At 58.4% G+C, this 12,204-nt stretch carries 12 protein-coding genes; 3 read left to right on the top strand and 9 right to left on the bottom strand.

The genetic code is table 11. From position 1 onward, the window contains the following. Nucleotides 1-150 precede the first annotated feature (150 nt). A complete protein-coding gene (locus HMPREF9697_RS10605; protein WP_002717209.1) occupies nucleotides 151-1,497 on the top strand; it encodes an aminotransferase class I/II-fold pyridoxal phosphate-dependent enzyme in 1,347 nt (448 codons plus the stop codon). A 28-nt stretch (nucleotides 1,498-1,525) separates the two neighbouring features. Here the strand turns inward: HMPREF9697_RS10605 and pyk are convergent, their stop codons facing one another. The 5 genes from pyk to HMPREF9697_RS10630 form a co-directional block, all read right to left on the bottom strand. Continuing rightward, complete coding sequence (pyk, locus tag HMPREF9697_RS10610) at nucleotides 1,526-2,935, bottom strand: pyruvate kinase (protein ID WP_002716249.1); 1,410 nt, start codon at nucleotides 2,933-2,935, stop codon at nucleotides 1,526-1,528. 66 nt (nucleotides 2,936-3,001) lie between these two features. After that, a complete protein-coding gene (glxR, locus tag HMPREF9697_RS10615) occupies nucleotides 3,002-3,892 on the bottom strand; it encodes a 2-hydroxy-3-oxopropionate reductase (RefSeq protein WP_002716252.1) in 891 nt (296 codons plus the stop codon). A gap of 131 nt (nucleotides 3,893-4,023) precedes the next feature. Then, nucleotides 4,024-5,016: a 2-hydroxyacid dehydrogenase gene (locus HMPREF9697_RS10620; protein WP_002717210.1), complete on the bottom strand. Its 993-nt coding sequence runs from the start codon at nucleotides 5,014-5,016 to the stop codon at nucleotides 4,024-4,026. A gap of 15 nt (nucleotides 5,017-5,031) precedes the next feature. Next, on the bottom strand, nucleotides 5,032-5,460 hold the full coding sequence (locus HMPREF9697_RS10625) for a GlcG/HbpS family heme-binding protein (RefSeq protein ID WP_002717211.1): 429 nt from the start codon (nucleotides 5,458-5,460) through the stop codon (nucleotides 5,032-5,034). A 71-nt stretch (nucleotides 5,461-5,531) separates the two neighbouring features. After that, a complete protein-coding gene (locus HMPREF9697_RS10630) occupies nucleotides 5,532-6,527 on the bottom strand; it encodes a 2-keto-3-deoxygluconate permease (RefSeq protein WP_244598019.1) in 996 nt (331 codons plus the stop codon). Nucleotides 6,528-6,697: 170 nt separating this feature from the next. Here HMPREF9697_RS10630 and HMPREF9697_RS10635 point away from each other — a divergent pair, with 170 nt between their 5' ends. Both HMPREF9697_RS10635 and ydfG read left to right on the top strand, forming a co-directional pair. Continuing rightward, nucleotides 6,698-7,558 carry an IclR family transcriptional regulator gene (locus HMPREF9697_RS10635; RefSeq protein ID WP_244597941.1) on the top strand — a complete coding sequence of 287 codons (861 nt, stop codon included), beginning with the start codon at nucleotides 6,698-6,700 and terminating at the stop codon, nucleotides 7,556-7,558. 64 nt (nucleotides 7,559-7,622) lie between these two features. Then, a complete protein-coding gene (gene ydfG / locus HMPREF9697_RS10640; protein WP_002717214.1) occupies nucleotides 7,623-8,375 on the top strand; it encodes a bifunctional NADP-dependent 3-hydroxy acid dehydrogenase/3-hydroxypropionate dehydrogenase YdfG in 753 nt (250 codons plus the stop codon). A 55-nt stretch (nucleotides 8,376-8,430) separates the two neighbouring features. Here the strand turns inward: ydfG and HMPREF9697_RS10645 are convergent, their stop codons facing one another. Genes HMPREF9697_RS10645 through HMPREF9697_RS10660 form a run of 4 tightly spaced genes read right to left on the bottom strand, consistent with a single transcriptional unit; the run spans nucleotide 8,431 to nucleotide 12,202 of the window. Next, nucleotides 8,431-9,966 (bottom strand): hypothetical protein, encoded by a 1,536-nt coding sequence (locus tag HMPREF9697_RS10645; protein WP_002717215.1) that lies wholly within the window; start codon nucleotides 9,964-9,966, stop codon nucleotides 8,431-8,433. Between the two features lie 11 nt (nucleotides 9,967-9,977). Continuing rightward, entirely contained in the window at nucleotides 9,978-10,316 is a 339-nt protein-coding gene (locus HMPREF9697_RS10650; protein ID WP_002717216.1) for a DUF3325 domain-containing protein, read from the bottom strand. After that, nucleotides 10,309-11,868: a PepSY-associated TM helix domain-containing protein gene (locus HMPREF9697_RS10655; protein ID WP_002717217.1), complete on the bottom strand. Its 1,560-nt coding sequence runs from the start codon at nucleotides 11,866-11,868 to the stop codon at nucleotides 10,309-10,311. The genes HMPREF9697_RS10650 and HMPREF9697_RS10655 overlap by 8 nt, the downstream gene beginning before the upstream one ends. A gap of 1 nt (nucleotide 11,869) precedes the next feature. After that, nucleotides 11,870-12,202: a hypothetical protein gene (locus HMPREF9697_RS10660; RefSeq protein ID WP_040307899.1), complete on the bottom strand. Its 333-nt coding sequence runs from the start codon at nucleotides 12,200-12,202 to the stop codon at nucleotides 11,870-11,872. Nucleotides 12,203-12,204: the final 2 nt, after the last annotated feature.

The raw sequence follows: 12,204 nt of genomic DNA on the forward strand, positions 1-12,204 counted from the left end.
TATCTGAATCAAGACATAAATAGGTCAAATGATATTTTGACTGATATGTCTTTATATGCATATTTTGTCATATCTGATTTTGAAATAATGCTATTATTCAGTAGGGTTCGCCGTTTGCATCCTTCCAAGCCAAAAGACCACGGAACGAAAATGGTAAAGACGTCTGGGAAGACGAAGTCGAGCGGCTCTTTTGAAGGGTTAGTCACCGGTCGCACAGCGACGCAAATCACAAGCAGCATCGAGGCTGCCATTCGACGCGGCACTTTTACTGTGGGCGAGGCGCTCCCGACGATTAGGACATTGGCAGACGAACTGGGCGTGAACCGCAACACTGTTGCCGCCGCCTATCGTCGACTTTCCGATGCAGGCCTTATTGAAGGTCGCGGGCGCCAAGGCAGTCGCGTAGCCGCGCTCGGCATGGGACCGGCGAGAACGCCTCCTCCCATTCACGACGTAGGAGCAGGCAATCCCGATCCACAGCTCCTTCCCGATGTTTTTGGAGCCTTGCAACGATGCCAATGGCATCCCCGTGACTACGACGACGCTCCCGACGAACCGGCACTTCTCGAATACGCCACCGCGCAGTTTCGTCAGGACGGAATACCTGTCGGCGACATCTGGATTTCAAACGGCACGTTCGACGCTATCGCTGTCGTACTGCAGGCGACCCTACCGAAAGGATCTACGATCGCAGTCGAGGATCCGTGCTTCATGACAACCTTGGGATTATTGCGCGAACTCGGCTATCAGCCCATCCCGATCAAAGTCGATGATGAAGGCGCAATTCCTAAATCTCTCGATCAAGCACTAAAGAGCGGCGTTAAAGGTGCTATTCTTACACCACGGGCACAAAATCCTTATGGAGGCTCATGGTCAGCGACTCGTCAAAAAGATCTGGCCGCAGTCATCAAGCCGTACAAAGACGTTCTTGTTATCGAAGACGACCATTTTGCAGCGCTTTCGCAGTTTAAGCCCGTCACATTGGTCTCTGACGATCGTCGTAATTGGGCAGTCATCCGCTCAGTCTCCAAATACATCGGAGCAGATATGCGGCTCGCTTTTGTAAACTCCAGCAAAGACATTGGACCTAAGGTCCTGGGGCTGAGCGCATTCACTTATCGCTGGGTCAGCAGCATTCTTCAGAAGACGTTGCTGGCGACAATCAGTGAACCAGATTACGAGACGAGGATACACAAGGCTTCCGAACTGTACAAAAAGCGGCGGGAAACTTTCGTTCAAGCGCTAACCAAGTTCGGCATCGAAAGCCACGGAGCGGACGGTATCAATGTTTGGATTCCGGTCGAGAACGAACAGTTCACCGCTCAGCGTTTGATGGAAGCCGGATGGATCGTCAAAGCAGGATCAATATTCAGGCTGGAGAGCCCCCCTGGAATTCGACTGACAACAAGTACAATCACCGAGTCTCAATCGGTCGAGTTTGCGAAGCTCTTATCCAACATTCGCCAGCACCGGGTGGGCGTGCAACGTAGCGCTTAGCGTCAGGAATTCGAACGCCCGCTTCCGGTCAGACGGTAACGACGCGGAGGTTGTTGGTCGAACCCGATTTGCCGAATGGCACGCCCGCGACCACGACGATGCAGTCGCCGTCCTTCGCAAGCCCGCTGTCCTTGGCATGATGAACCGCATGGCTCACCATTTCGTCATATGACGCAATATCGTCCGAACGCATGCTCGTCGAGCCCCACAGCCAGGCCAGCTGGCGGGCGGTCGACTCATTCGGCGTCACGCTCAGGATCGGCGTCGGCGAACGCTGGCGCGCGATCCGGTAGGCGGTCGCGCCGCTCGAGGTGAACGCCACGATACAGGCGGCACTGATGGAGTCGGCGACCTCCGTGGCCGCCGCCGCGATCGCGTGCTGCGGCAAAGGCTCGACCTGCGGATGCAGCGCCGCGACGATGCTGCGATACGCCTTGTGCTGCTCGGTCCGGCGGATGATGCGGTCCATCGTCTGGACCGCCTGCACCGGAAACTGCCCCGAAGCGGACTCGGCCGACAACATCACCGCGTCGGAGCCGTCATAGATCGCGGTCGCGACGTCGGAGGATTCCGCGCGCGTCGGCGTCGGCGTCTGGATCATCGATTCCAGCATCTGGGTCGCGATGATGACCGGCTTGCCCGCCAGACGGCACAGCCGCACCAGATCTTTCTGCGCGCCCGGCACGTCCTCCGGCGGGATTTCCACGCCGAGATCGCCGCGCGCCACCATGATGGAATCCGACAGTGCGACGATATCCTCGATCACCGACATCGCCGCCGGCTTCTCGATCTTCGACATCACGCCCGCGCGCCCGCCAACCAGCGTGTGCGCCTCGATCAGGTCGGAGGCGCGCTGCACGAACGAGAACGCGACCCAGTCGACGCCAAGCTCGAGGCCGAAGGCGAGATCGACGCGATCCTTCTCGGTGATCGGCGACAGCGCCAGAATCGTGTCCGGCAGGTTGACGCCCTTGCGGTCGCTGACGATGCCGCCGGCAATCACCCTGGCATCGATATAGCCCTCGCCCACGCCGGTCGCCGACAGCCGCACCTTGCCGTCGTCGATCAGAAGCTGGTTGCCCGGCACGATGGCGTCGAACACCTCCTTGTGCGGCAGCGGCAGGTCGTTGCCCTTCGCAGTCTTTTCGCAGACGAAGCGAACCGTGCTGCCGTTGGTCAGTTCGCGCTTGCCGCCTTCCAGCGGCCCGAGGCGGATCTTCGGACCCTGCAGATCCTGCAGGATCGCGATCGGCGTGCCGACCTCGCGCTCGACCGCGCGGATCGCCTCATAGCGCGCGCGGTGATCCTCGTGGGTACCGTGGCTGAAATTGAGCCGGAACATGTCGACCCCGGCATCATAGAGCTTGCGGATCATCTCGGGCGAGGAACTCGCCGGGCCTAGCGTCGCAACGATCTTCGCGCGCCGATTGCGGCTCATCTTCAATTCCTTCCGTCAATATAACTGGGATATCCGGGGCACGAAGCCCCGGATGTCCGGTATTGCTTACTTCTTGCCGGCGACCGCGTGGTTGGCCATCAGCTCGAGCGCCTTCACCATGCCCGAGTGATCCCACGCCTTGCCGCCATTGGCCGCACAGGTGTTGAACAATTCCTGCGCCATCGCGGTGTTCGGCAGCGCCACGCCGAGCGCCTTGGCACCCTGCAGCGCGAGGTTGAGATCCTTCTGGTGCAGTTCGATGCGGAAGCCTGGATCGAAGGTGCGCTTGATCATGCGCTCGCCATGCACCTCGAGGATGCGCGACGACGCAAAGCCGCCCATCAGCGCCTGACGCACCTTGGCCGGATCGGCGCCCGCTTTCGAGGCAAAGATCAGAGCTTCCGCCACCGCCTCGATGTTGAGCGCGACGATGATCTGGTTCGCGACCTTGGTGGTCTGACCGTCACCATTCGCACCGACATGGGTGATGTTCTTGCCCATCAGCTCGAAATACGGCTTCACGGTTGCGAAGTCGTCGTCGTGACCGCCGACCATGATGGTGAGCGACGCGGCCTTGGCACCGACCTCACCGCCGGAGACCGGCGCATCGAGATAGCGCGCACCGAGCTTTTCGACCTTCGCGGCGAACTTCTTGGTTTCGATCGGCGAGATCGAACTCATGTCGACCACGATCTTGCCCTTGCCGAGATGCTCGGCGACGCCGTTCTCTCCGAACAGCACGGATTCGACGTGCGGCGTATCCGGCACCATGATGATGATGATGTCGGCGTTCTTCGCGACTTCGGCAGCGTTCTTGGCAACCTTGCCCTTCTTGGAAAGATCGGCCGGCACGCCTTCGATAGTGTAAAGGTGAACCTCGTGACCGGCGGCGATCAGATGACCGGCCATCGGCGCACCCATCGTGCCCAGTCCGATGAAGCCCAGTTTCTTTGACATCTAAAAACTCCCTCGTGGATTTCTGAAACGGCGTCAGGCGTTACTTCGGCAACCAGCCAAGCCTGAGAGGCCTTCTAACAAAAAGAAACCGGTAGCCCGGCTTCTTTTTACTCCTTGCAGCATCGAGATGCTTATTGCGCAGCCGCCGACTTCAACACCTCGGGATTGACACAGGTGTCGGGGACCTGGCCATTCAACACCTTGATGATGTTGTTCACCGCGATTTCACCCATCGCAATGCGCGTCTGTGGCGTCGCCGAGGCGATGTGCGGCACAACCACGACATTCGGCAAATCGACAAGGCCCGAGGCAAGCTTCGGCTCGTCTTCAAACACGTCGAGGCCAGCCCCCCAGATTTCCCCGTTCTTGAGCGCCTGTACCAGCGCGACTTCGTCGACGACAGGACCGCGGCTGGCATTAATGAGAACAGCAGTCTTCTTCATCGCCTTTAGTTCTTTCGCGCCGATATAGTGGCGTGTCTCATCGGTCAGCGGAACGTGCATCGTTAGAAAATCCGACTCGCGGATCAAGGTGTCTTTGTCGACATAAGTCGCGCCGAATGCCTTCTCGAAGTCGGCATCCGGCTTCACATCGCTATAGATGATGTTCATATCGAAGCCGCGCGCGCGCTTGGCGACAGCCTTGCCGATACGGCCGAGACCTGCAATTCCGAGATTCTTTCGTTCAACATCAAGACCGACGAAGAACATCGGTGCCCAACCTTGCCACTTGCCATCGCGAACAAATTTGTCAGATTCGGCGATGCGGCGCGCCGTGGCAAGCAACAGCGTCATGGTGTGGGTTGCGGTCGCATCGTCGAGCACGCCGGGCGTGTTCGTGAGAACAACATTGCGCTGGGTTGCCCCCGCCACATCGAAATTGTTGAAGCCGACTGCGTAATTCGCAACGATCCGCAGCTGCGGGCCGGCCGCATCGAGCACGTCGCCATCGACGGCGTCCGTCAGCAGGGAGATTGCAGCGTGACGCCCCTTCAATTTCTGCTTCAGTTCATCTTTGCTAAGAGCACGATCATCAGGATTAACCTCGACATCGAAATGTTTGCGCAGTTCGTCGATATTTTCCTCAGGGATTGCGCGTGTGACGTAGACGGATTTGCGGCTCATTATTGAATCCCTTTCTTACTGTGTTGAATTTTCTGTAGCGAGTTCGGCAATCGCATTGGCGATCGCCTGATCCTCATGTGGCGCCAGGCCACTGATACCGACGGCCCCAAGCACTTTTCCGTTTGCGCTCGTAACGACCGCGCCTCCTGGCAAGGCGGTAAGCTGCGGATCGCAGAAATAGTTTGCCTGGAAGTTAGCTTGGCCCAGGCGGCCCAACCACACATCGGTGTTCACGCCAATCCGCGCGGACGAATAGGCCTTGCCCTGCGATATCGCGATGCTTCGTACCGGCGCGTCATCGTTCCGCGCAAAACTCAGGGCAAAGCCGAAGGCATCGCACACGCTGACGCAGATCGGCCGGCCATAATCGGTAGCCGCCTTGTCGAGTGCTGCCGTTACAAGTTTTTGAGCAAGCTTCAGTCCGATTGTGTCCATGCCGATCATTCCACTCCATCCAGAAGACAATGGCCGGCGATGCCCTGCGACACGCCGGCCAAGATAGCTTTCATCAGCGATTACGATTTCGCTTGTTCGTACAACGTGCCCTGAACCGGATGCTCGTTGAGCTCCTGGACCACTGTCTTCGTTTCTGTTTCTTTCTGCACCTTGCGATACATCCACGCCGTGAGCAGCGGCGTGAGCACAGCGGTCACGATCACGGACGCCGCAACCTGAACCGTGGCGACGGGTGCAATCGCGGCGTAGGAATGATCCGCCGCCGCAATGGCCGGCGGCACCGCCGCAGAATTACCCGCCGTGCTGGACGCCGCAGCCCCGGCGATGCCGGTACCACCGAGCAGTTTGTCGACGAAGATGCAGACGGTGCCGGTAACAACCAGCGTCAGGATACCGAGCCCGATACCCGACAGCCCGCCGGTGATGACGTTGGTGAGGTTGATGTTCTGCCCCAACGTGAAGGCCATGAACGGCACGATCAGGGCTTCACGCGATCCGAAGAACTCGCGAACATCCTTGTCCAGATTGCCGAGAATTGCGCCGACGACGATCGGGGCGACCACCGACACCATCGACAGCCACGGAATATTGGCCAAACCGGCGCCGACCAGAATGATCATGGTCAGGAAGGGGCCGGTTTCAACGCTCTGCGGCACGTAGGTGCCGACGTCATCCTCGTCGCCCATCGCGCTGGTGAGCGCGAGGAACATACCGCCATTGGTATCGCCGAGTGCAACGAGGAGCGCCAGCGTGCTGAGGCCGAACACTTCACCACCGAAGAACTTCGCAACCGCCAATGCGATAAGGGTTGCAACGCCAACCTTGGCGAACAACAGCCCAAAGCCGCGCTTCATCATGCGCGGTGCGGCGCTGAACTGCATCTTGGTGCCGACAGTGAACAAATACATGCCAAGCACGGTCGGGTAACCTGCCCCGCTCAATGCCTCGGTGAATCCGCCAATCTTCAGAAGGTTTGGAAAGAAGGTATTGACGACCATTCCGAGAAACAGCGGAACGACCATAAGGCCACCCGGGACCTTGTTAATGGCTTGCATGATTTTCACGGCGACTTCCTCCGGTTTGTTGTTGTGAATCGGAGGGTCAAGGCGAACGCCGGCCGTCGTACGGCATACGCCATCTATCCCTCCCACGAATTCCATATATGGAACTATTGTTCTTTATGTGGTATGCTAATTCACATACGACCGGAAGATCAACAGTGTTGATGGCATCCATCGAATTTGACAGGCACAACCTGTTGAACGTCTTTCCAAAGAAAACCCGAGCATCGGCGATGAACCTGGAAAACCTGGATATGAAACTGCCGGCTCCGGCGCTGGCTAAAGGCTTCGCCATTCTTGCGCTGGTGGCCGAGCAGCCGGGACTGAAATTCGCCGATATCCGCTTGCGTCTGAAGTTGCCCAACAGCAGCTGCCACCATCTGTTGAACACGCTCTGTCATCTCGGCGCGCTTCAGATGAATGAAGACCGGGGATTCATTCTCGGGTTGCGCCTTCTTGAGCTGGGTTCGCTCGCCGCAGGTCAGCGAACGATCGAACATCAGGCCCTGCCCTACCTGCAACGACTCTCAAACGAGTTGCAGCTCACATGCCATCTTGGTGTTCTGGAAGGCTACAATGCGATGTATCTCCTCAAGGTCGAAGGCAACCGCGAGATCCGCGTCAACACGTGGGTCGGCAAGCGACTGTCGCTACACAGCTCGTCGCTCGGCAAGATCCTGTTGGCATGGCTTCCAGAGACCGAGGTCGACGACAAACTCCGTCACGTAACCTGGCAGCAGAAGGGACCAAAGACGCTGACCGATCCGCAACAATACCGGGATCATCTGTGCGAGGTCCGCGCCCAAGGTTGGGCGCTCGACGACGAAGAAGACAATCCTAACGTCCGCTGCATCGCGGCGCCGGTGTTCGATATGCACGGGCGCGTGGTCGCCGCTGCCAGCATCGTGAGCACTGTCCTCGACATTTCAGATTCGAAAATCCCACAGCTAGCTGAGCGCGTCTGCGCGATGGCGCGGGAGATATCAAACGACCTCGGCTATCGCGAGAACGCCGGCCGCGCTTGAGCGCGATCGCACCAATTGCGGAACGCAAGTGCATCACCGCTTATTTTTGAAAATGGAGCTTCAGATGATCGTACTGATAACGGGTGCTACCGCCGGCTTCGGCGAAGCGATGGCACGCCGATTTGTAAAAGAAGGCCACCGCGTCATCGCGACCGGGCGTCGGCAGGACAGACTCGACGCACTGCGTAACGAGCTGGGGGGTGACCGGGTTTACACGCTGATGCTTGACGTACGTTCCCATGAAGCCGTTACACAGGCCATTACGAACTTGCCGTCAGACTGGTCCGAGATCGATATTTTGGTGAACAATGCTGGCCTTGCCGCCGGGGTTGAGGTCGCACAGGCGGCCAACCTCGATGATTGGGATGCAATGGTCGACACCAACATAAAGGGGTTACTCTACATGACCCGCGCCGTGCTGCCTGGCATGGTTGCACGCGATCGCGGGCACATCGTCAACATCGGTTCAACGGCAGGATCATACGCCTATGCAGGCGGCAGCGTGTATGGAGCAAGTAAGGCATTCGTCCGCCAGTTCTCGCTGGCACTTCGTTCCGACCTGCATGGCACACGCGTGCGCGCAACTGACATTGAGCCGGGTCTCGTGGGCGGCACGGAATTCTCGACAGTGCGATTCTCCGGCGACACTGAAAAGGCTTCCAAGATGTATGAGAACGCCGATCCGCTCACGCCCGATGATATCGCCGAGACGGTGCACTGGGTGACTTCGCTGCCAGCGCGGGTTAATGTCAACACCGTTGAATTGATGCCGGTCTCGCAAGCATTCGCAAGATTGGCCGTTCACCGCTGGAATTGAGGATTCGCGACTGAGCCGCCGGCGATGCAACTGTCCTCGGGCATCGGCCACGCCATCAACGCGTCGCCGGCCCAACTTTATAGCCGACAATACGCGTGTTCCAGACGCAAGGCGCGGCATCGTCGGCCCACTGCTGGGTCGCCCACAGTGTCTCGCGATCCAGCGGATCAAGCGATGTCAGCGTGCCCGCCGAATTTCCCATCGGAACCATACCCATCTTGTTCAAGCAGCTATAAGGCTGCGTTCCTGCGGCAACCGTGATCGGATCGCGGAAGGTATTGGCCGGATCACCCTGTCGGCGGGTCCAGAGAAGGACAGATAAATGCTCGCGTACACTTGATGACGCGCCGACGATGCCCAAATTGCCCGCATCATCCACGCCGATGGTCCCGAACTCGAGATGAGAGTCCGAACTCGCGATCTTACCCGTCTGGCTGACCACGCAGGCGCCCGCGTTCGAGCAATCAAGCTCCACCCAAATCAAGATATTGTTGGCGTCCACGCCTTGCGACCCGCATGAATCCGTGCAGGGTCCTGTGCCAAGGACACCGTACAAACGGGAGCCGTGCTGAACGACATTCATCAAACGATGGCTGGCCGCAGCACGAAGTCCGATCTCGCTGCCGGCTTGCGGCACTGCCATGATCTTGTCGCAGCATGGCGAGTTATAGAACCACTTGTTTTCCTGAGAACCAATAGCGGTCTTGATCACCTGTTGGGCGCCGCCGGCATTGTAAATGCCTGTGGCCCCATTCCACGTGAACGTATTGACGATCCAGTGGAAGGAGAATGCCGTCGAACGCTGGCACGCATATTGCGCAACGCGGTCGCAACTCTTGTTAGCAAAGAAGGCTGGAGCAGAGGCTGCCTTCGACGGGTTATGATCGATGGCAGGCACGATATCGAGCGGCATGTTGTGGGCGCGATTGATATGGTCTGGCGCCTTCCCCTGCCCGATCGCCCTGGCTTCTTCCGAAGGAACCGCGAAACAATCATAGGCCACGTTCGGCACAGTATTTGGATTGTCGTCGCCAATATGCCCACCACAAATATAGACACCATTTTTATCGTAACCCACTTTGACAGCGGGGTTGCGGTCAAGGCACGAGCCGCCTTGCAAGCACGATAGATAAGCGCCTCCCCATCCTTCCGTTGCATCCGACGTCGCACTCACAAGAGTGCAGTCGTTCTTGCAGGTAACAGTGATGATCCAGCGTTCGATGAATTCGTTATAAACGATATGAGGCTCGAATTGTTTTCCGGCGCCTTTCGTCAGATTCGGATCAAGGCCCGTGCTGCTGATTAGCTCGGAGAACGGCATCGATTTCAGTAACTTTCCTGCCGTATCGTAAACATTGACGTTCTGCCAGGTGACCTGCACGACTTGCTTGCCGTTGGTCGCCACATCCATTTCAGCCCGGTCACAATGGGTCGGCGCATTCTCCGATTTACAAACCTCCAGACCCGGCCCGCGGTCGCCATCGAACGAATTGACAACTTGCGCTCTCGCCGCCTCGACAGGCAACAGAGCGTGCCAGGCGATCAGCAGCGCGCCAAGCATCAGCTTTCGTCCCATTCGACGGCTATTCATTGATTTTCTCCTTATCTGCACGCTTGGCGGTCCGCTCGTGGCAAAACGGCGGCGAATGGCTTTAGAAGTTGCGGGCGCAGCGACAGTGTTGCGACAACACCGAAGGCGGCCACCGTAAGCTGGGTCACCCAGAGCAATGGGCCGTAGTCCACCCCTTCGCGCCACAGCACGATCGCACATCCCGCAGCGAGGCAAACGATCCCGCCAATCTTCAGGACACGCTTGTCAGCAAGCTTGCCGTCATGAGCGCCTGTCGCCGCCTGCCAATGCCGCTTTTGTGCCAGAGCAAAGCTGGCAAAGGCGAGATAGCTCATCGCAAAAGCTGCAAGCAAGTACACTGTGTCACGCATGACTGCTCACGCGGTTAAGATCCGGTGCCCCGGAACGTATCGGGCGCTCGGCACGCAACAACCAGCGGCTCATTCCGAATGCAACGGAGGCGAGCGACAGCAAACCAAGATCGACTCCAGCGACAGGCCACAAGTGCGGCGCAGCGAGGCTACGCAGCAGATGATCCCCCGTGGTCATCCAGTTCAGCACGACGGCCAACACGGCCAGCACCGCGATTGCACGACATTGTCCGGCCCACGCCATTTGCGGACGCCACCACGCATGAGCCAAGGTTGCGAGCCAGACCAGATAAAACACCCAGATTTCCAGCGCGTAACGCTCGATTCCCATGAAGGATACTCCGAGCGGCAGGATACGGTTGATCACCATGAAGCTGACCGATGCGACGATGATACCCACCGTGGAACTGATGGCGACCGCCTCCACGACGCGAACGCCGGACCAGGGCCCGGCTGCGTGGTTACGCCGGCGTGATTGCAGCCAGAACAGAAAGCCGGTCAAGATCAATACGCATCCAAACAGGCCGAGCGCAAAATACAGAGCCCTCAATGTCCAGTGCCGAAACTGGATTTGATGCATGCCGGAGATAAAGCGCTGCGCCTTGGCAATCGGGCGCATCTCCTTGCTTTGATGCAGCACTGCACCGGTAGCCGCATCGAAATGGATCGCCGGTGCACTTCGCACGATACCGAGATCGAACGACTGGTAGACAGTCACGAACGCCGCCGCATCGCCGGGATGCTGCACCACGATCGCCCATGGCTTCCCGCCATGCCACATCTGCTCCGCCTTCTGCGCAAGCACATCAAACGACATCAACGCTCCCGGCTTGTTGGCCTTTGGACGCGTGTAGGCACTGTACGCCTCGGCGTTGAAGGATTGCTTGTTCGGATAGGACGACTGCCACCCGCTTGGAAAAAAGGTGATTGAGAGAATCACGAGGCCGGACAATGCAACCATGAAATTGAACGGCAGGCCGAGCACGCCCGCGACCGTGTGCAGATCGAGCACCATCCGCGCCGACTTCTTCCGCGTCCGCCACGTGAAAAATTCCGCGATCATTTTACGATGGATCACAAGGCCGGATACGCAAAGCAGCAGCATCGTCATCGCCGCGATGCCCACCAGCCATTCGCCGATATCCCAGGCTTTCAGGTGAAGCCGGTAGTGAAACGGATAAAAGAAGCGCGTACCTGCCCAAGTGCCTGTGTCTGGCAGTGCCGCGCCAGTTACCGGATCGAAGTAGCGCGACAATACCTGAGGCCCGTCGCGGTAGACGATCCGCACAACAGGCTGCCGCTCGGTCGGCTGGAGCATCGTCCATGAGGGCGCATGGGCTGTGACAGCCGCATCATAGGTTCCGCGCAATGCATCAAAAGACACCGGCTTGTCCGGCATGGCAACGCGAGTCACTGGCGCCATCCAGCGGTCGATCTCGCGGTCATAGACCGACAGCGTTCCCATCCAGAAGACCGCGAACAATACCGCGCCAACCACCACGCCGGCCCATGTGTGCACCACATTCATGGATGAGCGAAGATTCTGCTCCATTTCAGCCGCCGCCCAGCACCAGCATTAACGCAACGCCGACGGTGGCCATCAGCAACAAACCCAGGATGACGTTTATCAGTCGCGACTGAGCGAAGCCCCAGGCGAGCAACCCCAGGTAAACCAAGAATCCGCACATGGAGGCCAGCGCCACCGCCTCGCTGCGTACAAGACCCGCGAGTGGCAATATTCGCGCGCTTCCAGCAACCAGCGCCGACGCAGTCACATAACCACCGACAATGATGACAAGGATGCGCAATGCGACAAACCACCAGCGCATAGCGCCGGTGGTTAAACGACCGTCAGCAAGAACGTCTGTCGTTATTCGTTCAGCCATCT

The organism is Afipia felis ATCC 53690 (genome assembly GCF_000314735.2).
Classification (GTDB): domain Bacteria; phylum Pseudomonadota; class Alphaproteobacteria; order Rhizobiales; family Xanthobacteraceae; genus Afipia; species Afipia felis.